At 41.7% G+C, this 21,084-nt stretch carries 17 protein-coding genes; all 17 read right to left on the bottom strand.

The window, feature by feature from the left end; translation table 11 throughout:
- Positions 1 to 141 precede the first annotated feature (141 nt).
- Entirely contained in the window at positions 142 to 1,098 is a 957-nt protein-coding gene (locus P6709_RS01235) for an ABC transporter permease (RefSeq protein ID WP_278239062.1), read from the bottom strand.
- Positions 1,098 to 2,141, bottom strand: a complete 1,044-nt coding sequence (locus P6709_RS01230; RefSeq protein ID WP_278239061.1) for an ABC transporter permease — start codon at positions 2,139 to 2,141, stop codon at positions 1,098 to 1,100. The genes P6709_RS01235 and P6709_RS01230 overlap by 1 nt, the downstream gene beginning before the upstream one ends.
- Positions 2,134 to 3,669 carry an ABC transporter ATP-binding protein gene (locus P6709_RS01225; RefSeq protein WP_278239060.1) on the bottom strand — a complete coding sequence of 512 codons (1,536 nt, stop codon included), beginning with the start codon at positions 3,667 to 3,669 and terminating at the stop codon, positions 2,134 to 2,136. Before P6709_RS01225 ends, P6709_RS01230 begins: the two co-directional genes overlap by 8 nt.
- Before the next feature lie 211 nt (positions 3,670 to 3,880).
- Positions 3,881 to 4,966, bottom strand: a complete 1,086-nt coding sequence (locus P6709_RS01220; protein ID WP_278239059.1) for a BMP family lipoprotein — start codon at positions 4,964 to 4,966, stop codon at positions 3,881 to 3,883.
- 53 nt (positions 4,967 to 5,019) lie between these two features.
- Complete coding sequence (locus P6709_RS01215) at positions 5,020 to 5,745, bottom strand: GntR family transcriptional regulator (protein WP_278239058.1); 726 nt, start codon at positions 5,743 to 5,745, stop codon at positions 5,020 to 5,022.
- Positions 5,746 to 6,443: 698 nt separating this feature from the next.
- Positions 6,444 to 8,819 carry a DNA translocase FtsK gene (locus tag P6709_RS01210; RefSeq protein ID WP_278239057.1) on the bottom strand — a complete coding sequence of 792 codons (2,376 nt, stop codon included), beginning with the start codon at positions 8,817 to 8,819 and terminating at the stop codon, positions 6,444 to 6,446.
- Between the two features lie 97 nt (positions 8,820 to 8,916).
- Positions 8,917 to 10,584, bottom strand: coding sequence for a ribonuclease J (locus P6709_RS01205; RefSeq protein ID WP_278239056.1), 1,668 nt, complete (start codon positions 10,582 to 10,584; stop codon positions 8,917 to 8,919).
- A gap of 178 nt (positions 10,585 to 10,762) precedes the next feature.
- Positions 10,763 to 11,656 (bottom strand): 4-hydroxy-tetrahydrodipicolinate synthase, encoded by an 894-nt coding sequence (gene dapA / locus P6709_RS01200; protein WP_278239055.1) that lies wholly within the window; start codon positions 11,654 to 11,656, stop codon positions 10,763 to 10,765.
- Positions 11,657 to 11,661: 5 nt separating this feature from the next.
- Complete coding sequence (locus P6709_RS01195; protein WP_278239054.1) at positions 11,662 to 12,882, bottom strand: aspartate kinase; 1,221 nt, start codon at positions 12,880 to 12,882, stop codon at positions 11,662 to 11,664.
- Between the two features lie 42 nt (positions 12,883 to 12,924).
- Positions 12,925 to 13,908: an aspartate-semialdehyde dehydrogenase gene (gene asd / locus P6709_RS01190; RefSeq protein ID WP_442905294.1), complete on the bottom strand. Its 984-nt coding sequence runs from the start codon at positions 13,906 to 13,908 to the stop codon at positions 12,925 to 12,927.
- 169 nt (positions 13,909 to 14,077) lie between these two features.
- On the bottom strand, positions 14,078 to 14,671 hold the full coding sequence (locus P6709_RS01185; protein WP_278239052.1) for a dipicolinate synthase subunit B: 594 nt from the start codon (positions 14,669 to 14,671) through the stop codon (positions 14,078 to 14,080).
- A 24-nt stretch (positions 14,672 to 14,695) separates the two neighbouring features.
- On the bottom strand, positions 14,696 to 15,577 hold the full coding sequence (dpsA, locus tag P6709_RS01180; protein WP_278239051.1) for a dipicolinate synthase subunit DpsA: 882 nt from the start codon (positions 15,575 to 15,577) through the stop codon (positions 14,696 to 14,698).
- 14 nt (positions 15,578 to 15,591) lie between these two features.
- Positions 15,592 to 15,888 (bottom strand): YlmC/YmxH family sporulation protein, encoded by a 297-nt coding sequence (locus tag P6709_RS01175; RefSeq protein WP_278239050.1) that lies wholly within the window; start codon positions 15,886 to 15,888, stop codon positions 15,592 to 15,594.
- Between the two features lie 93 nt (positions 15,889 to 15,981).
- Positions 15,982 to 17,223 (bottom strand): M16 family metallopeptidase, encoded by a 1,242-nt coding sequence (locus P6709_RS01170; RefSeq protein ID WP_278239049.1) that lies wholly within the window; start codon positions 17,221 to 17,223, stop codon positions 15,982 to 15,984.
- Between the two features lie 186 nt (positions 17,224 to 17,409).
- A complete protein-coding gene (gene pnp / locus P6709_RS01165) occupies positions 17,410 to 19,536 on the bottom strand; it encodes a polyribonucleotide nucleotidyltransferase (protein ID WP_278239048.1) in 2,127 nt (708 codons plus the stop codon).
- Positions 19,537 to 19,735: 199 nt separating this feature from the next.
- The gene (gene rpsO / locus P6709_RS01160) at positions 19,736 to 20,005 is read right to left on the bottom strand and encodes a 30S ribosomal protein S15 (RefSeq protein WP_278239047.1); all 270 of its coding nucleotides are present in this window, start codon (positions 20,003 to 20,005) and stop codon (positions 19,736 to 19,738) included.
- A 133-nt stretch (positions 20,006 to 20,138) separates the two neighbouring features.
- The gene (ribF, locus tag P6709_RS01155) at positions 20,139 to 21,083 is read right to left on the bottom strand and encodes a bifunctional riboflavin kinase/FAD synthetase (RefSeq protein ID WP_278239046.1); all 945 of its coding nucleotides are present in this window, start codon (positions 21,081 to 21,083) and stop codon (positions 20,139 to 20,141) included.
- Between the last annotated feature and the right edge of the window lies 1 nt (position 21,084).

Genomic DNA, 21,084 nt, shown 5'->3' with positions numbered 1-21,084 from the left:
CATCTGTTTATTCAATTATTTAAAGAGGAAATATAATCCGTCAGCATAGTAATACAAGCAAAAAAAAGAGGCGGGACAAGTGCGTCACGCCTCTTCAAAAAATTTGAGATTACTTTTTATACGACCTTATAAATCAAGCGGTTATCTTTTTCCTTTGATATAAGAAGTACCAATTGCTTTTGGTGCGTCAGCCCGTCCGATAAAACCTGCCAGCGCAAGAATGGTCAGAACGTATGGAGCCGACAGCAGGATCCAGTTAGGTACATCTGCAAGCAGAGGAAAACTAGACCCGATGATCGCAAGACTTTGGGCCAGTCCAAAGAAAAGAGCTGCGCCCATAGCACCTACCGGATGCCACTTACCAAAAATAACAGCAGCAAGGGCGATAAATCCTTGTCCTGTAATCGTTGATGCGCTGAAGTCCTGCGTAATCGTCTGGGCATAGACCCCTCCGCCTAAACCGCCTAACACACCGGATATAACAACAGCCAGATAACGCATTTTATATACATTTATCCCCATCGTATCCGCAGCTAATGGATGCTCCCCAACAGAGCGCAGCCGCAGTCCGAAAGGAGTTTTAAATAGTACATACCAGGCAATAAAAGCCACAATAATCGCTAAATACGACGTTACATAGTTATTGAACAAGATTGGACCAATGACTGGAATATCATAAAGCAGAGGGATTTTTTGATAGTATAAAGGTTCAGGAATTTTGTCGGTCTGACCTGCCCCATACCAGGCTTTTACTAAATACACGCCAAGTCCCAATGCTAAAAAGTTTATGGCTACCCCGCTCACAACATGATCCGCCCGGAATGTGATGGAGGCTACTGCATGAATCAGTGAAAACAATCCGCCAATTCCCATTGCAACGAGCAGCGCAACCCATGGTGTGGATGCTCCAAACGCAGAAGCAAACGTGATGTTAAAGACAACCGCTGAAAAAGCACCGATGACCATTAAGCCTTCTAGTCCGATGTTTACTACTCCCGAACGCTCTGAAAACACACCGCCAAGCGCTGTAAATATTAGCGGGGCTGAAGCAAACAGCATGGATTTTACCAATATTTCAATAGCTGAGAGGATATCCATTATTGAGCCCCTTTCTTAAAGCGCTGCAGCAAGTATGCAATAATATAGCTTGAAGCAACGAAGAAAATAATAATCGCGATAACAATCTCTACAAGTTCAGTCGGAACTCCGGATTCAAGCGGCATAATGAGAGCTCCCTGTTTTAAAATTCCAAATAAAGCAGCTGCCAGTACAACTCCAATTGCAATATTGCCTCCTAAAAGCGCTACTGCAATTCCGTCAAACCCTACACCAGAGAACGCTCCGTGAATAAATCCGTACCCGAATGTTCCAAGGCCTTCCATTGCTCCACCCAGGCCTGCAAAAGCCCCGGAAATAACCATGGAAAGAACAATATTGCGATTTACATTCATGCCGGCATATTCTGAAGCATTTTGATTAAAACCAACTGAACGTAATTCAAATCCTGTGGATGTTTTTTCTAAAATGATAAAATAAATAATAGCTCCCGCAAGTGCAATGAATATTCCGTAATGCATTGTAGAAAATTCAGTAAGCGCTTCAAAGAACGGTGATTTTAATGAAGCTGACTCCGGAACACGATCTGTTGTATTCTGTTCATCTGAAATAACGTAACGTACAAGATAGTTTACTAGATGAAGAGCGATGTAGTTCATCATAATGGTAACAATAACTTCATGCACACGAAGACGCGCTTTCAGGATACCCGGTACAAATGCCCACAAAGCTCCTGCTATTGCTCCAGCAGCTACCGCCAATGGCAGATGGATAATTTTCGGCAGATCAAACGCCAATCCTACCCACACAGAAGCAATCCATCCTACCAGAAGCTGGCCTTCAACACCTATATTAAATAAACCGGTTCTGAAAGCAAAGGCTACTGCTAATCCAGCAAAAATATATGGGGTAATTTGCCTGATCGTTTCCCCGATGTAAAAAGCATCACCCAATGAGCCTTTTAAAAGTGCTGCATAGCCCTCAATCGGATTGTAACCGGATGCTATCATGACAACAGCGCCAATTAACAGTCCCAGCGCCACTGAAATGACCGGAATTAAAATTGTTTGGGCACGACTAAACATCCTTGTTCTCACCTGCTTCCTTTTTCTTAGAGCCCGCCATCAATAAGCCAAGTTCCTGCTCAGATGTTTCTTTTGGATCGACGGTTGCAATAATATTCCCTTCATAAATGACAGCAATTTTATCACTTACATTCATAATTTCTTCGAGTTCAAATGATAATAATAGGACGGCTTTTCCTTTGTCCCTCTGGTCAATTAGGCGTTGGTGAATAAATTCAATTGCGCCCACATCCAGTCCTCTAGTCGGCTGGGCTGCAATCAGCAGGTCCGGATTTCGGTCTATTTCGCGGCCGATAATTGCTTTTTGCTGGTTGCCCCCAGATAAAGCTCTCGCCTGAGTGTATTCAGAAGGAGTTCTAACATCAAATTCCTTAATCAGTTTTTTTGCCTGTTTATTAATCTCTTTATTATTGAGCATACTCATTTTAGAGTAAGGCTGCTGGTAGTACGTCTGCAGAACCATGTTATCTCCAATTGGAAAATCAAGCACCAGACCATGTTTATGTCTATCCTGAGGAATATGACCTACTCCTGCTTCAGTGATTTTTCTTGTTTTAAGTGATGATAGTTCTTTGCCGTTTAATTTGATGGAACCTGAAGCAATTTTTCTTAAACCAGTGATCGCTTCAATGAGTTCAGACTGCCCGTTTCCATCTACTCCTGCAATCCCGACGATCTCACCGGACCGAACAGATAGATCAAGATCTTTAACTGCTTTAACTCCTCGTAAGTCTTTTACATTCAACCCTTTAATGTCAAGAACCACATCTTTTGGCACCGCTGTCGTTTTTTCTGTAGTGAAAACGACTTCCCTGCCTACCATTAAACTGGCAAGCTGAGTCGGCGTAGACCCTTCAACATCCAATGTGTCGATGCCAACTCCCTTACGGATGACTGTCACCCTGTCACAAACTGCAATAATTTCCTTCAGCTTATGGGTAATTAAAATAATTGACTTTCCTTCTGCAATCAGAGTTTTAAAAATTTGCATCAACTCTTTTATTTCCTGTGGAGTTAAGACAGCAGTCGGTTCATCAAATATAAGAATTTCAGCACCGCGATAGAGTGTTTTTAATATTTCAGCTCTTTGCTGCATACCTACTGAAATGTCTGCAATTTTTGCTTTTGGATCAACACTCAGACCATATCGGTCAGAAATTTCCTGAACCTCTTTTTCAGCTTTTTTCATGTCTATGGTCAGGCCTTTTTTAGGTTCAGAACCAAGCACGATATTTTCGGTAACTGTAAAGGTGTCAACTAGCATAAAATGCTGATGCACCATTCCAATTCCTAAATCATTCGCTATATTCGGGCTTGTTATATTAACTTTTTCACCTTTCACTTTGATCTCGCCTTTTTCAGGCTGATAAAGGCCAAAAAGCACATTCATTAATGTAGATTTACCGGCTCCATTTTCCCCAAGCAACGCATGTATTTCCCCTTTTCTTAATTGAAGCGTGATATTATCGTTCGCAACAATTCCCGGGAACTCTTTGCGGATGTTCAGCATTTCAATAACATAATCCACCCGTACCCACTCCTTTTTATACCTTTACACTCAGTTGTCAGTTGATTGATGTCTGACATCCCGAGGCAAAAGACGCTATAAAAATACTAAATGAAAACAAGATATCCCATCCGGTTTTCAGTTAAAATTTTTACCTTTTTTAGATTTCATTCGAAAAAAAAAGGAATTTCAGACCGGAAAACCGGTCTTCCATTCCTATATTATTTTCACATTACTGAAGAGTAGATGGCACTTCAATTTCACCATCAAGAATTTGCTGCTGATAGCTCTCAATTTCATCTAAAATCTCTTGAGATAAGTTATCTTGAGTTTCAGCAATAGAGATTCCATCTTCTTCTATTCCATATTCAATAACTTCTCCGCCAGGGAAATCCCCGTCCATTGCGCGCTTAGAAATATCCTGCACGGCAATATCAACGCGTTTTACCATTGATGTTAGCGTGACGTTTAGTTCTTCACCATCAGCAGTAAGTACTCCTTCTGCGGACTGGTCACGGTCAACACCGATTACCCATACCTGACGATCAGGATCCTGTTGTTTCAGGTTTTTCGCTTCTGTAAATACGCCATTTCCAGTTCCGCCTGCAGCATGATAAATCACGTCTGCTCCTGCACCATACATCGCTGCAGCCATCTGCTGGCCGCGTGAAGCATTATTAAAATCTCCAGCGAACTGGATATCTACTTCAGCGTCAGGATTAACTGCTTCTACACCAGCTTGGAATCCTGCAGCAAATTTATTAATAAGGTCAGATTCCACGCCGCCCACAAATCCGATTTTATCAGATTCTGTTGTAAGACCGGCCGCTACTCCAACCAGGAATGATCCTTCATGTTCTTTAAACGTAATGGAAGCAACGTTGTCGCCTTCAGCTACTGAATCTACTATTGCAAAGTTTGTGTCTGACTGCTGAGCTGCTACTTGTTCGATGGCTTCTGTTAGCAGAAAACCGATTCCAAAAACGACATCAAAGTCATTACGGGCAGCAGTATTAATATTCGTTACGTAATCAGCGTCATTATTCGATTGGAAGTAATTGTATCCGTCCGTGCCTTCTTCAAGACCATTTTCTTCACCAAATGCCTGCAAACCTTCCCAGGCTGACTGGTTAAATGATTTGTCATCAACTCCGCCAGTATCCGTTACCATTGACACTGTAAAATCGCCTGCTGCCTCTGTACCGCCTGCATTTGATTCGCCTGAAGTATCTTCGCTGTCATCTGCACCGCATGCCCCAAGAACCGTACCTGCTGCTAGAACCATTGATAGTGCCAAACCAAATTTACGCTTTTTCACTTACCGTTACCCCCTAGATGATTTTTCGTGTATTAGTAGGAATGCTGAATGCATTATACACGCTTACGAACGACGTGAAAGTTGAACCTGTCTGCTCTAAAATAATTTAAAGAATACAGGATCGGTTCATCCTTATCGTCAAAGTGAAGCTGTTTTAAAACGAGAAGTGCTGTTTCAGGCTCACATTCGAGAATTGGAGATATTTTTTCATGATATCCCACAGGCTCAATGTGAGTAACAGCGTGCGAAATAAAATGATCTCCGTTTTCCTCTAACAAAGAAAACATCGAACCGTCTTTGTGGGTAAAGGACGAAGGCATTAAAGCTGCCGGCACTTTATCCACGCAGTAAACGACCGGATCACCATTCGCAGTTCTTACTCGTTCGATTACAGTCATCTCTTCTTCAGCCGTTTTTAAAAAACGGGACCGGTCTTCATCTGTCGGACTCTGATTGGTCGAGCTTAAGAAAATTGTACCGGGTTCCATTCCTGCCATTTTAATCATATCCGTCACACTGTATAACTGCTCAATACCGGAAGTGAAAAGCGGCTTGGCATTCACAAATGTGCCTACTCCGTGGCGGCGTATGATTCGGTTCTCTTCTTCCAGGATGCGCAGTGCTTCTCTTAACGTCGCACGGCTGATTCCCAGCTTCCGAGAAAGTTCAAATTCAGAAGGAAGACGTTCTTTTTCTTTATACACTCCCTTATCGATGTCTCTTTTCAGACGATCGATCACCTGGAGATAAAGGTGCCTATTATCTGTTTTAATCGTCATAAATGGAACCACCACCAAACTCTTTTAAGACATCAGACATCTGATGTATTTCATTCCTACTAATCGAAAATACTATAACACTTTTCGAAATGAAAAGGAATAGCTTTGTAGATTTTTGTCGTTAAATATTTCGATTTAATTACAGTAATATTAATAAATCATCAATTTATGTCATTTTTTAAGCAATTAAGCCCTTTCAAAATCCATTTTATTCAAATTTAATGATGAATTGACTTTACATATAATTCATAATTCAAAATAGTAAGCGATACCAATAGTATAACTCATTTGTTGATAACTCCTTTAAAGGTCAGACATCAAATGTCATTATTCAAAAAAAAAGCTTAAGACAAGGTGTCTTAAGCTCTTTGACCGGTTCACTGCGCTTCAGGCGGACGCTTTCCGCAGGGACGGCGCTGAGCCTTTCCAGGGCCTTGCCCTGTAAAGGCTCAGCTTGCCGTCTAATCCTGCTGGAGTCGCCACCTTCCGCTCAGCTCACCTCATACTAATAATACTAATCTGCCTTATTCTGCACCATACAAGTTGTGTTTGATCATGATCTGTTTTAATATGTGATCTACCTTTGCTAAACTGAACTATTTTATTAACGTATATGATTAATTAAAAGGCTGTTTAAATTCATTTTCTATTCTTTTTCATACCTAATAGCTAATAGCTAATAGCTAATAATGAGTATGTTATACCTGACTGCTGTCTTCAGTATGTTTTGAAACCAGAACGGTCCGGGGCTTACTGCCTTCATATGGACCAACGATTCCACGCTGTTCCATGGCATCTATCAGTCTTGCTGCTCTAGTGTAGCCGACGCGAAACCTTCTTTGAAGCATGGAAACGGAAGCTGTCTGCATGTCTACAATGAGCGCTACTGCTTCATCAAACAACTCATCTTCTACGTCGTTTACTGCAGTTTCAGGAACATCATCCGGAATCATCTCATCCTGGTACTGTGCTTTTTGCTGTTCAATGACAAAATTCACAACATCCTCAACCTCCTGATCACTCAAGAAAGCTCCCTGAACGCGTACAGGCTTATTTGCACCAATCGGCATAAAGAGCATGTCACCACGACCAAGCAGTTTTTCAGCACCACCGGAATCTAATATTGTTCGAGAATCAATTTGAGAAGAAACGGCAAATGCAATTCTTGATGGGATGTTGGCTTTGATGACGCCTGTTATAACATCTACAGAAGGCCGCTGCGTGGCAATAATCAAATGGATACCTGCAGCACGTGCCATCTGTGCCAGTCTTGTGATTGCATCTTCCACGTCATTTGATGCAACCATCATCAAATCTGCAAGCTCATCTACAATAACAACAATATAAGGCAGCTGTGGCTGCTTTTCTTCATTGTTGTCATTAAACTTTCGCACATGTTCGTTGTATCCTTCTATATTTCTCGTTCCAGTATGAGAAAATAAATCATATCTTCTTTCCATCTCACTAACGACTTTTTTCAAAGCCTGAGAAGCTTTTTTAGGATCTGTTACAACAGGTGCGAGTAAATGCGGAACTCCATTGTATACATTGAGCTCTACCATTTTCGGATCAATCATCATCAGTTTTACTTCATGTGGTTTGGTTCTCATTAAAATAGAAATGATGATCCCATTAATGCAAACACTTTTTCCGCTTCCTGTCGCACCTGCTACAAGAAGATGAGGCATTTTATTGAGTTCAGCCACTACAGCCTCCCCGGTAATATCCCTTCCGAGTCCAATCAACAGTTTTGCAGCATCACGATCTTTTCCCTGTGCTTCTAATACTTCACGTAAAGAAACCATTGCCACTTCAGAATTCGGTACTTCAATCCCTATGGCTGACTTCCCGGGAATCGGCGCCTCTATACGTATATCTTTTGCTGCTAAAGCAAGAGCCAAATCATCATTTAAGTTAACAATTTTACTTACCTTCACACCTACATCAGGATGAACCTCATATTTAGTTACTGCCGGTCCAAGGTGAACCTGTGTAACCTTAGCCCTTACACCAAAGCTCTGAAACGTTTTTTCAAGCTTGGAGGCGTTCCGCTGAATAGCTTTGTACTCATTGCTTTGATCTGCATGAGGCGGGACGGAAAGCAAGTCCATACTTGGAAGAATATAATCTTTATTTTCAATTTCAGCAACGCCTGCTGCGGCGGTGGCTAATTTTTCAATATCAATTTCCTCATCTGTTTGTTCAGGCTCCGGTTCAGCTTTGACTTGCTGATTCTTGGTTTGTTCAGGCAGTGCAACTTTTTCAGAAAAGCTTGAAATTAAAGGTTCAAATGAATCTTCATCTCTAGGAAGAATAACTTGTTCCTCATGATCTGTTTCAAGGGGATCCTCTTTTCTTTTTTCAGGTGTTTTCCCGCTTCTCCTGGCAATTTGTTCCGCCTTTTTTTGTTCCTTCTTCTGGTTTCTTTTTTCAGTAAGATCCGTTTGAATCGACTGCCACATTTCTTTGCCCCAGTTGAAAAGGAACCCGCCAGCCGATTTAATAACAGCCCCGAGCGATCGGTTTGACATCATAATAAGGCCTGCGATTAAAATAGCTATTGCCGCAATTTTTGCTCCTGTGGATGCAAACAGATAATGGAAAACTGCATAAAGCAGAGCCCCTGTCATTCCTGCACCGACATTGGTCGTTTCGCTTTTAATCAATTCCTCATGTGTTTCTTTAAACGCACTGAAGGACTGCAATAACCCCTCCTCAGCGAGCTGATCAAAAAACAGTACATGGGCAAAAAGAAAAATGCTCGCGAGCACCAGTAAGATCCCGGTAGTAATTCTGTGCGTCAAATCCGGCACTGTACGATAAATCATTAAATAAAAAGAAAAAGCTATTATGGAAACCGGCAGCAGAAGCTGAAAATTACCCAGTAGATAAGTAGATGCAGCAGTTAGCAATCTGCCTACAGGTCCAAGTTGAAAAATAGTAATTAATGAGAGCGCAATCAACCCGACCCCCATCAATTCATAGGCCAGAGGGGTCGTTTTCTTTTTGTTTTTCTGCCCTTTAGAAGATGTCCGTTTTTGCTTAGTGGACGGTTTCGGCTTTGTGGCCGCCATATTATCACCTGCTGTCTATAAATTGAAAAAGAAAGCAGACAATGATGCCTGCCTGCTTTTCTTGGTCTTTGAAGATGTTTACGTCTGTCTTCACGTATTAAACTTCCATGATAATCGGAAGAATCATTGGTCTTCTTTTTGTTTTCGTATACAAAAGATGATTTAATGAATCGCGGATTTCCTGCTTGATGCTAGACCAGTCAAAGGTGCGGTTCTCAACATTTTTCTCAACGATGTTTCGCACGAGCGAAGTAGATTCATCCATTAGTTTTTCAGATTCTCGCACATAAACAAATCCTCGGGAGATTACCTCAGGACCTGCAGCAATGGATTTGGTTTTCCTGTTGAGTGTGACTACTACAAGCAAAACCCCGTCTTGTGACAGCAATCTGCGGTCACGAAGTACAATATTGCCTACATCGCCGACTCCTTTGCCGTCAATCAGCACATTGCCAGTTTGGACCCTGCCGCTCATTTTCATTTTGCCGCCAGTGTATTCTACAATATCACCCTTGTCAGCAATAAAAATGTTCGATCTTGGGACGCTTGTTTCCTCAGCAATTCTTGCATGCGTAATCAAATGTCTGTATTCACCCTGAATCGGCACAAAATATCTTGGTTTCATTAAATTAATCATCATTTTCAAATCTTCCTGGCTGCCATGCCCGGAAACATGTACATTTTTGCTTGCTGTTAAAACATTGGCGCCCGCTCGTGCCAATTCATTAACAGAACGATACAAAAAGACTTCCATGCCTGGAGAAGGTGTAAATGTAATTAAGACAGTATCGCCTTCCTGTATGTTTACCACTTCATGTGTCTGATTCGCCATGCTTTGCATGACTTTAAACGGCTCATCATGGGTGCCTGAAAGAATGATAACAATTTCATCATCCTGATACTCGTTAATCTGGTTTGGTTCAATTCGGGTTTCATCATCATATGTCAGGAACTCGAGACGGGAAGCTACGTTTACTACTTTTTCAACTGCTTCGCCAATCACAGCCACTTTTCTTCCGGCTTTTTTGGCAACATCAAAAACCTGCTGAATACGAATCAGGTTAGACGCATAACATGTAACAATAATTCTTCCTTTTGCTTTGTTAAAGCTGGACGAAACATGATTTTCCACGACTGATTCAGAAATCGTATGTCCCGGTCTTTCAGCTTCTGTACTGTCGGATAAAAGAGCAAACACTCCCTTTTCACCAAGCTTAGCCATTTTCCCAATATTTGAAGCATATCCGCCTTTTGCAGACTGATCAAATTTAAATTCACCTGTGTGAACGATTGCTCCTTCAGATGTATGAATGGCAATTCCCAGGGAATCAGGGATACTGTGTGTAGTTTGAAAGAAAGTAACATTTACCGTGTCAAACTTCATATTACTTTTTTCATGCACAACAAAAAACTTGACTCTTTCTTTAAATCCATATTCATTGAGCCCTGCTTTTGCAAGTGCAACAGTGAGTTTTGATCCATATACCGGCGCCTTTACTTTTTCAAGCAGGTAGGGCAGAGAACCGATCGCATCGTCATGCCCGTGCGTTAGAAAGATCGCTTTTACTCTTTCTTTGTTGGATTCAAGATAATTAAAATCCGGAATCACGATATCAATGCCGTACATCTCTTCTTCAGGGAACATCAGTCCTGAATCTATAATGAACAGGTCATCATCTACTTCAATTACATACATATTTTTACCGATTTCGCCTACTCCACCCAGTGGAATAATTCTTATCTTTTCATTTATTACTTTAGACAATCCCATTTCCTCCTAAATCTCTTTTTCCCGTTCTTTCAACAGTTGTGTTCATTATACTCGATCCTTACCAAACTGTACACGTTATTTGTCAGTGTTTACGTTCCGCTGTCTTTTTAATCTCCTGCTATGTATAAAGAAAAACATCTGAGGGGATTTGACCACCCTCAGATGAGTTGGATTATTTTAATAAATTTACTTGATTATGAAATTTTTCTACCGCAGTTCTCAATTGTTCTTTTTCGCTTGAAGAAAGAGGAACTAAAGGAAGCCTTAAGCCTCCGCAGGATATACCTTTATCCTCTAAAGCCACTTTAACCGGTGCAGGGTTGGGCTGGGCAAAAAGAGATCGTATCAGCGGAAGAAGCTGCTGATGAAGAATGGCTGCTTCCTGCAAACGGCCTTCAGTAAACGCCTTTACCATTTTTTGCATTTCATTTCCTGCAATATGAGAAGCGACTGAAACTACCCCGTGCCCTCCGACAGCAAGAAGCGGAAGAGTTAACCCGTCATCCCCGCTGTATACGAGAAAGTCTTTTTCAGTTTTTGATAAAATTTCTGTCATTTGATCGATATCACCGCTCGCTTCTTTTACCGATGTGATATTCTCGATTTTAGATAATCGAACGATTGTCTCAGGCAGGATATTCACAGCTGATCTTCCTGGAATATTATAAATCATAACAGGAACGTCTACAGCGTTTGCAACAGCTGCAAAGTGCTGATAAAGTCCTTCCTGGCTTGGCTTGCTGTAATAAGGCGCTACAAGCATAATCGCATCTGCTCCTGCCCGCACCGCTTTTATCGACAGATCAATCGAACCTTGTGTATTATTGCTGCCGGTTCCGGCAATAACCGGAACTCTTCCATCTGCTATAGCGGCGGTGTATTCAAATAAACTGATTTTTTCATCATTTGATAAAGTAGGTGACTCCCCCGTTGTTCCTCCAACGACCAATGATTCAGAGCCGTTTTCTATAAGGTAGTTGATTAATGCAGCTGTTCGTTCAAAATCAATAGTTCCATCCTTTCCAAAAGGGGTAACCATTGCGGTGGAAACACGACCGAAATCCATTTTTTTCACTCCTGTAAGCTTTTAGTACGTGCTGGTTTTGAGTTTGTATTAAATATAAACTGCTCATGTAATTTTTTTTGGGCATGATCTGCGTATTTTTCGTCAACTAGTACCCAGAATGTCATGTGACTGTCTGCCGTTTGAAGGATTCTGATTTTTTCTTTTGCAAGCGTTGTGACGATTGTAGAAGTGATGCCGGGTTTTCCTTTCATCCCTTCACCAATTAACGCAATTTTAGCTACGTGATCAATCACCTCAGGATGAAATCCCTCGTTCTCCAGAAGCGCTTGAACATATTGAACATTCTGAGATTCAATGGTAAACCGGACTTCATGGGGGTGGATGGAGATTAAATCCACACTGATCTCCTGTTGTGCAACGAGCTGAAAGATCCGATCGTAGTCGAATGCAGAGACCCTGATTTGAGCTAAGTTTTTTATGGCGGATATAGATTGTATATCCCGGCTCATATGGTGAACGGATTGTTTTCCAACCCATGTGCCGTTTTCCCCTATAAGCGGACCTACCCACATTGGAATTTTGTAGCGTTTTGCCCATTCCACTGCATTTGGATGGATGACTTTTGCTCCCTGATAAGCGATATGACTGGCTTCGTCATAGGAAATATACTGAAGAGTGGAAGGATCATCCACAACTGTAGGATCTCCGCTCATCACTCCTTCAACATCCGTATAAATATAAACTGCATCTGCTTTCACACTGCATGCAAGAGCTGAAGCCGTGGTGTCGCTTCCGCCTCTTCCAAGTGTGGAAATACGGCCGTTTTGGGTAATGCCCTGAAATCCTGTGACAACCACCACATCGACGTCTTTAAATGCATGATAAAAAGGATCTCCGCTTACTTTATTTATTGTAGCATGCCTGTAATTATTGTCGGTAATAATTTGAGCTTCTCTGCCTGTCATGATTTGCGACGGGATTCCTTTAGAGGCCAAATCATGCGAAAATACAGCAGCAGATATAACCTCACCGCATGATAAAAGCAATGATTGCTGCTCTGGAGGAATTAGTATCTTCTTATTCTCAGAGATTAGCGAAAGCAGCGTGTCAGTTGAATAGGGATCTCCCATACGGCCTTGCGCCGAGACGACTACAATTGATTTGAGACCCTTTTCGACGGCTTTTTCAACATGACTTACAGCTGCTGCTCTTAACCCTTTGGAAGTTAATGAACTTCCTCCAAATTTCTGAACGACAATATTCAATGCAGAACTCCTCGCTTTCCTGCAGCGTGAGGAGATTTTAGGTTAAACGAGTTTTAGCTTAACTAAGCTTTCAGCAATTTGTACGGAATTCCACGCTGCGCCTTTAAGTAAATTATCTGATACGATCCACATATGAAAGCCGTTATCTTCATCCAGATCTTTCCGCACGCGCCCTACAAACACTTCGAGCTTGCCTGCTGCCGTACTTGGCATTGGGTAGAGCTGTTCATCAGGAGAATCCTGAAGGACTATGCCTGGCGCCTGCTTTAAAAGCTGCTGAATATCCGCTGCCGTTTTGCCGCTTTCATCAACTTCAATGTAAACTGATTCAGAGTGTCCTGTTTCAACCGGCAGACGCACACATGTAGCAGAAACTTTAAGACTAGGCATATGCATGATTTTTTTTGTTTCATTAATCATTTTCATTTCCTCAAATGTAAAGCCGTTCTCCTCAAAGTTATCTATTTGGGGAACTGCATTAAATGCTATCGGATAATGACGGTCTGCTCCTTTAACAGGGAGGATTCTGGCTTCTGGTTCACCGCCGTCTAAAATGGTTCGTGATTGTTCCTTCATTTCATCAATTGCATTAATTCCAGCTCCTGAAACCGCCTGGTAAGTGGAAACGACAACCTTTTTCAAACCCAGGGCCTGCCGAATCGGTTCTAAAGCAGCGACCATCTGGATTGTTGAACAATTAGGATTAGCTATAATCCCTTTATGCTGAGCAAGATCGGCTTCATTTACTTCAGGTACAACAAGCGGCACTCCTTCTTCCATTCGAAATGCACTGGTATTGTCGATAACAATAGCACCATGTTTTACTGCAGCAGGCGCAAGATCTTTAGATACGCTTCCTCCTGCAGAAAACAATGCGATATCCACTCCGCTGAATTTTTCGGGAGCTGCTTCCTGTATTATAATTTCCTCACCTTTGAATGTAAGTGACTGACCTGCTGACCTGGCAGAGGATAGTAATGTTAATTTTTCTATTGGAAATTGGCGCTGCTCTAAAATAGCCAGCATCTGTGTGCCAACTGCTCCTGTTGCTCCGACGACTGCTACATGATATCCCTGTACTTTCACGTTGAATCCCTCCTGCTTACATCCATTGACGCATTAGACAGATAAAGCGTAAATGTGTAATTTCGTAGAATACATTGTATCACTTTCTGTCTAATATTCTCAATCTCTTTTATTCGGCAGATCTCACTTTTAACACCGGCTGCATCTGTTTTCCCTCTATAGCAGCTAAAATAGTTTCAGATATATCCTCCATATGAGCAACTAATGAATTAGGTTTATTAACCGGATCGTCCTGGCCGTAGGGCACAAAATAAATATTTTTCGTTGCCATCAATTTCATAATATTAACCCCGTTTAGCCCTAAACCATCATTTGTTGATATCCCTATAACAACAGGCTTTCCATTACGCAATGTAGCTTTTGCAGCCATCAAAACCGGAGAATCTGTTAATGCATTTGCAAGCTTGCTCAGTGAATTTCCTGTTAAAGGGGCAATCACCATGCAGTCTACCGGAATTTTGGGTCCCATAGGCTCTGCATCTACAATAGTCCGGATGCTTTTACACTGGGTCACTTCTTCAATTCTTTTAATCCATTCTTCCCCTTCACCAAATCGGGTATTTGTCTGCTGCATGGTCATACTTACCACAGGCTGAACTTCAGCACCCAGTGCCACAAGCTTCTCTATTTGGGGGAAAACCTCATGATACGTACAATGCGAACCAGTTAAACCAAATCCAATTCTTTTTCCTTTAAAGGTCATGATTGTCCTCCTAATGTAAGACTTTTATTTGGAACTTATCCGTTCAATAATAGAGGAAGCCAGAATGAGACCTGCTGTTTTTGGTGCGATAATTCCTGGTAGACTTGGCGCATCGATATATCGCAAGCCCAGTGATTCTGCTGTTTTGGAACTGATTGCTTTTGGTCCTGATGCTAATTCTATGACGAGGCAGTGATGGGAAACCTGATTTAAAACATCCTCGGAAAATACAGTATCTGACGGTATGGTATTGATCCATGCATCGAGTGTGCCCATTCTGCTGTGAATCATATCCAAATCAACGGGCTCAATACTCATTTCACTCATTCTTGCTTTTTCAGAACTGCTGGTCGTTCCTCCAAGAACAGAAGCGCCAAGCGATTTTAAACGACTCGCTATGGTCATGCCAATCCGCCCAAATCCTGTCACAAGAATGGTTGAACCATGGATGGTGTGATCGGTGTGCTGTAGAAGCAGCCATAGAACTCCTTCTGCAGTTGGGATGGAATTTAAAATGGCAATCTGGTCTTCGTCCATTAAGTAAACAACCGGCTTTTCAAGCTGCTCAAGCCAAACTGTGGGAATGCCTGAAAACAGCAGGCATGAAGTTTTCAGCCTTTTAAAACATTCAATGTCTAAGGTAACGGGTTTACTTGAAAACGAAGAGCGGACAGCACCTTCTTCTCCCACACCACTTACGGGAAAAACAATGGCATCCAGCTCTTCATACGGTAATTCATGACTATCCATTTTGGTAAATCCGGGTTCTGTTAATGCCAGTTGATCAAAGCCGACTACATACAGGTTCGCCCCACACAACTGACAATGGTGAGCGATCTCCTTTTGTCTTGCATCTCCACCAACAATAGCTATATTGCAGCCATATAAGCTTGACGTATTTGTCATCCAGCTCACTCATTTCACTGTTCTTCTTTCTGTTCTATTGTATGTAACACTCCTTTCGACTGTGACGACCCATCTGTTTCCTCCTGATCAATCAAAATCATTTCTTCACCAATAGTTTTAATGTACTTCCACGGAATCGCCAGTTCTTTAGGTGATTTAGAAAATGCTGTCCATCTTCCAACAGGTACAACTACAGCTTCAACCGCACCTGTCACAGGATTAAATTCCACATCTGTTTCCCCTAGAATGCCCATTCTCTCGGCCCGCTGAATATGAATGATTTCCTTGCCGCTAAGTTCGCTTAGTTTCATTTTTTCCACACTCCTTTATCGTCATTGTATGAAAAAAAAACCCTAAGATGAGCAATCATCTCAGGGTCATTATTTGACTTATTAAATTTTACATCATGCAAAGGATTTAGGCTTGATTTCATTAGGTGAAACAAGCGACACTGCAAAGTTATCAGTTAAAACTTTTTCTGCAATGGTTTTAACAGAATCTAATGTTACTCCGTCAATCCGTTCAATGACTTCATCCATTGTTCGGTGATAGCCGAGCATTAATTCATTTTTACCGTTTCTGCTCATTCTTGCATTCGTACTTTCAAGTCCAAGCATTAAATTACCTTTAAGCTGCTCTTTAGCATAAAGCAATTCCTTTGGGGTCATTCCTTTATCTTTAAAAGTGGCTAAAGCAGACTGAATCGTTTCGTAAAGTGAATCCAGCTGCTCCGCTCCGGTTCCTGCATAAACCGTCAGCATTCCGCTGTCTTTATGAGCAGAATGGTAGGAAAAAACGGAATAAGCCAGACCCCGCTCTTCTCTTACTTCCTGAAACAACCGCGAAGACATGCTTCCGCCAAGAACATTATTCATCACGATAAGACTGTAGCTGTCTTTGTGTCCAAGCGGCAGCCCGTTAAAACCAAAGCATAGATGAGCCTGCTCTGTATCCTTTTTCTTCATTAATTGCTGATCGTAAAAAACAGGAACTTCAAGGTCTTCTTTTCCTGAAGAAACGTTCTTATAGTTGCCAAACAAATCTTCAACTTCTTTAATGAAAGATTCGTCCACGTTTCCTGCAACAGAAACAACTACCTGATCTGGAGAATACATCTTATCTACGTACTGGTTCAGCTTTTCTCTGTCAAACGACCGGATTGTATTCTCCGTACCCAGAATCGGATAGCCTAAAGGATGTTTTTGATACACCGCTTCCCCTAATAAATCGTGAACAATGTCATCAGGAGTATCTTCATACATCTTAATTTCTTCAAGCACTACATTTTTTTCTTTTTCAAGCTCTGTTTCGTCAAAAGCAGAATTAAAGAACATATCTCCTAAAACGTTTAATGCATGTGATGCGTGGTTATCCATGACTTTAGCGTAATAGCATGTATACTCCTTGGACGTAAACGCATTGACTTGTCCACCTATACTATCAAATGCCTCAGCAATTTGCCTGGCAGTCCGTTCTTTCGTTCCTTTAAAAAGCATATGCTCTAAGAAATGAGAGATTCCATTGTTCTCTTCATTTTCATATCGGGACCCGGCTCCTATCCAGACTCCAACTGCAACTGAGCGTACAGTAGGAATTTGTTCCAGCACAATGCGCAGGCCGTTTGGGCACGTATGGCGAGTAATCATAAAAACATCTCCTATTGTAAAATACGGTGCCGCTTTAATAGAGCGGCGACGTTAAAAAACCTACCTTCCATATTACTATGTTTGGATTGGAATTTCATTGTTTTTGTATTATAATCAGCAATTTTATCGGATTTATGGTAAAAAAACCGATTAAAGGTTCATCCCTTAATCGGTTATAAAGAGTATTTAATTACTTTCTTTCGCTTTTTCTTCTTTTTCACGCTTTTCCTTGATAACCGCTTTGTGGGATAGGTTTACACGGCCCTGGTTATCGATTTCAGTTACTTTAACTTCTAATTGATCGCCGAGTGAAATCACATCTTCAACTTTGTTTGTACGTGCTTCCTGCAGTTCAGAAATATGCACAAGTCCATCTTTTCCGCTGAAAATTTCAACGAACGCACCGAATTTTTCAATCCGCTTTACTTTTCCAAGATAAACTTGACCAACTACAGCTTCCCGTACCATATTCTCGATAATTTCTTTCGCTTTCGCGTTTTTCGATGAATCAGTAGAAGAAATAAAGACGGTTCCGTCTTGTTCAATATCAATTTTAACGCCGGTCTCTTCAATTATTTTGTTAATATGCTTGCCGCTAGGTCCTATGACATCACGGATTTTATCCGGATTAATCGTAAGCTGAATAATTTTAGGAGCGTAGTCAGAAAGCTCAGATCTCGGTTCCTTGATGGTCGCAACCATCGATTCTAAAATATGAAGTCTTCCTTCTTTTGCCTGCAAAAGGGCTTCCTCCAAAATCTCACGGGTCAGTCCGTCGATTTTAATATCCATTTGAAGGGCAGTTACACCTTTTGCTGTTCCTGCAACTTTGAAGTCCATATCTCCAAGATGATCTTCCATTCCCTGAATATCTGTCAGGATGGTGTAGTCTTCACCTGATTTAACGAGTCCCATCGCAATACCTGCTACTGGTGCTTTTAAAGGAACACCGGCATCCATCATGGCAAGCGTACTTGCACAAATACTCGCTTGTGAAGTAGATCCATTTGACTCAAGCACTTCGGATACAAGACGGATAGTATAAGGGAAATCTTTTTCGTCCGGCAGAACTTTTTCGAGTGCGCGCTCGCCCAGTGCACCGTGACCAATTTCCCGGCGTCCTGGTCCTCTGATTGGTCCGGTTTCACCCACGCTGAATAATGGGAAATTATAATGATGCATAAAACGCTTGGATTCTTCTATTCCCAAGCCGTCTATAATCTGAACATCTCCAAGAGCTCCCAGAGTCGCAATGCTCAGAGCCTGCGTCTGGCCTCGTGTAAATAATCCGGAACCATGTGTTCTAGGCAAAACGCCTACTTCTGAAGACAGGGCACGTATCTGTTCCGGATTTCTTCCGTCCGGCCGGATTTTATCCTGTGTAATCTGACGGCGCACTTCTTCTTTTACCATCTTATCCAAAGCTTTTTTCACTTCTTTGATTACAGCTTCGTCCGCTTCTTCTTCCTCATAAAGAGCAAGAATTTCGTTTTTAACTGCTGAGATGGCTTCATCGCGAGCCTGTTTTTCCTGCGTTTGAACGGCTTCAGCCATTTTACTTGCTGCTTCCTGTTCTACACGTGAAACAACTTCTTCATCAAGGCTTGCTAAAACGATTTCCCGTTTTTCTTTTCCAGCCGCTGCTACAATTTCTTCCTGGAACTTAATCAGACGCTTAATTTCTTCGTGGCCGAACATAATCGCTTCAAGCATCGTTTCTTCTGGAATTTCATAGGCTCCAGCTTCTACCATATTAATCGCATCTTTTGTTCCTGCAACAATAAGCTCCATTAAGCTTTCGTTTTGCTGTTCGATCGTTGGATTGATGATAAACTCATCATCAATTAACCCAACCATTACACCTGCAATCGGTCCGCCAAAAGGAATATCTGAAACACATAAAGCCAGTGATGATCCAAACATGGCAGCCATTTCCGAAGAACAATTCTGCTCTACACTCATGACCATGCTCATAATTTGAACATCATTGCGGAAGCCATCCGGGAAAAGCGGGCGGATCGGACGGTCAATTAAACGGCTTGTAAGAACAGCACGTTCACTTGGACGGCCTTCCCGTTTAATAAAACCTCCCGGAATTTTACCCACGGAATACATCCGCTCTTCATAATTTACTGTTAAAGGAAAGAAGTCTAATGGTTTAGGTTCTTTTGATCCTGTTGCTGTACTTAAAACGACCGTATCGCCATATCTTATAAGTGCTGCTCCACTTGCCTGTTTTGCCAATTGCCCAACTTCAACTGTCAGCTGACGGCCGGCCCAGTCCATGGAGAATACTTGTTTTTCTTGTTCCATTATTTAACCCCTTTCTTTTATCACATAGAAACTTGCCTTATAAAAGCCTTCATGTTCAATACTTCCGGCATGCAGAAGCGAACAACAGCATTACCACTATGTAGAATTTAAATGATCATATGATCTTATTCAAGATTTTAAATACCATTTTTTTTGCTAATAAAAAAGCGGGACAAGTCCCGCTTTTCTGCATTCATTCTTATCGGCGCAGTCCAAGCTTGTTAATTAGTTCACGGTAACGAGAAACCTCGTTAGTACGCAAATAAGTTAAAAGATTACGACGGCGTCCTACCATTTTCAACAGTCCACGACGTGAGTGGTGGTCTTTTTTGTGAGTACGAAGATGTTCATTTAGGTTGTTGATTTCTTCAGTCAGGATCGCGATTTGAACATCAGCTGAACCTGTATCTCCTTCATGTGTACGGTACTCTTGAATCAATTCATTCTTGCGTTCTTGTGTAATAGCCATTTTTATAGCCTCCTGTAAAATAGTTTAATCCCCAATTACCGAGCAATCGTTGGAGTGATCGAGTTGCCAAGCAACGGTTCATGTTCATGCCTGTTAAATATACCATAAAAGACATGTACCTGCAAGTTTCGCGTTAAGGGGATTTAAAATAGGCAACGGCATCCTGTTTATCTTTTTCAATTTGAAAAACAAGCTCTTCAATCCCGTTGAATTTCCGCTCACTTCTTATTCTTACATGCCATTCAACCATAACTTTTTCACCGTAGATGCTTTCATTATAGTTAAATAAATGAACTTCAACCGAAAGTGCTTTGTGGTCGGGATCATTAAATGTAGGCTTATACCCAACATTGCATACACCTTCAAACCATTCATCATGAACAAAAAGGCGTACTGCATAGACACCTGTTGCCGGAATGAGCCCCTGATGACTGACTTGGATATTGGCAGTAGGAAAACCGATTTTTCTTCCTCTTTTATCCCCGTGAACCACAACGCCTTCTACAGTGTAAAAATAGCCCAGCAGCTGCCTGGCTTCATCTACTTTTCCTTCATGCAGGGTTTTGCGGATGCGTGTTGAACTGACTTTTTCTTCGCGGTCTTTCATTTCACCTACTGTAGTGGAGGTGAATGTCTGACGGGAATGAAAAGGCAGAGTTTCCATCGTTCCTCTTCCGAATTTGCCATATGTATAATCAAATCCTGCCGTTACATGGGTTACATTAAGGTCAATCAGGTACCTGTCAACAAACTGCTGAGGCTCAAGGTTTGCAAAGTTTGATGTGAAGCGGACGATAAATGCGTAGTCAAGCCCCATTTGTTTAAAGAGAGCAATCTTTCTGTCCAGAGAAGTTAAGTAGTCAATTTCTTTTTTTTCTGTACTCAGAACTACTGACGGGTGAGGATCAAACGTCATAACGCCGCTTTTCAGCCCGTTCTTCTTCGCGTAATCTATCGCTGTTTGAATGACTTTCTGGTGACCTAAATGCACACCGTCAAAAAAGCCGAGAGCAAGAGAAAGTCCCGGGAGATCCTCTTTTTTTATCGAATGGGGATGATGCAGAGTAATTACTTCCATT

The organism is Jeotgalibacillus sp. ET6 (genome assembly GCF_029667115.1).
GTDB lineage: Bacteria > Bacillota > Bacilli > Bacillales > Jeotgalibacillaceae > Jeotgalibacillus.
This window is presented reverse-complemented; position numbering and strand designations above follow the sequence as displayed.

What these genes read in the sequence shown, in the direction of transcription:
- P6709_RS01210 (WP_278239057.1), bottom strand. Translation starts at nt 8,819, where the DNA reads ATGGCGGCCACAAAGCCGAAACCGTCCACTAAGCAAAAACGGACATCT.
- P6709_RS01170 (WP_278239049.1), bottom strand. Translation starts at nt 17,223, where the DNA reads ATGATTACTCGCCATACGTGCCCAAACGGCCTGCGCATTGTGCTGGAA.
- asd (WP_442905294.1), bottom strand. Translation starts at nt 13,908, where the DNA reads ATGCTGGCTATTTTAGAGCAGCGCCAATTTCCAATAGAAAAATTAACA.
- dpsA (WP_278239051.1), bottom strand. Translation starts at nt 15,577, where the DNA reads ATGACAAATACGTCAAGCTTATATGGCTGCAATATAGCTATTGTTGGT.
- pnp (WP_278239048.1), bottom strand. Translation starts at nt 19,536, where the DNA reads ATGGAACAAGAAAAACAAGTATTCTCCATGGACTGGGCCGGCCGTCAG.
- P6709_RS01230 (WP_278239061.1), bottom strand. Translation starts at nt 2,141, where the DNA reads ATGTTTAGTCGTGCCCAAACAATTTTAATTCCGGTCATTTCAGTGGCG.
- dapA (WP_278239055.1), bottom strand. Translation starts at nt 11,656, where the DNA reads ATGGATTTCGGTCGTGTTTCCACCGCAATGGTTACCCCTTTTGGAAAG.
- P6709_RS01185 (WP_278239052.1), bottom strand. Translation starts at nt 14,671, where the DNA reads ATGACCTTTAAAGGAAAAAGAATTGGATTTGGTTTAACTGGTTCGCAT.
- P6709_RS01235 (WP_278239062.1), bottom strand. Translation starts at nt 1,098, where the DNA reads ATGGATATCCTCTCAGCTATTGAAATATTGGTAAAATCCATGCTGTTT.
- ribF (WP_278239046.1), bottom strand. Translation starts at nt 21,083, where the DNA reads ATGGAAGTAATTACTCTGCATCATCCCCATTCGATAAAAAAAGAGGAT.
- rpsO (WP_278239047.1), bottom strand. Translation starts at nt 20,005, where the DNA reads ATGGCTATTACACAAGAACGCAAGAATGAATTGATTCAAGAGTACCGT.
- P6709_RS01215 (WP_278239058.1), bottom strand. Translation starts at nt 5,745, where the DNA reads ATGACGATTAAAACAGATAATAGGCACCTTTATCTCCAGGTGATCGAT.
- P6709_RS01175 (WP_278239050.1), bottom strand. Translation starts at nt 15,888, where the DNA reads ATGAAACTAAGCGAACTTAGCGGCAAGGAAATCATTCATATTCAGCGG.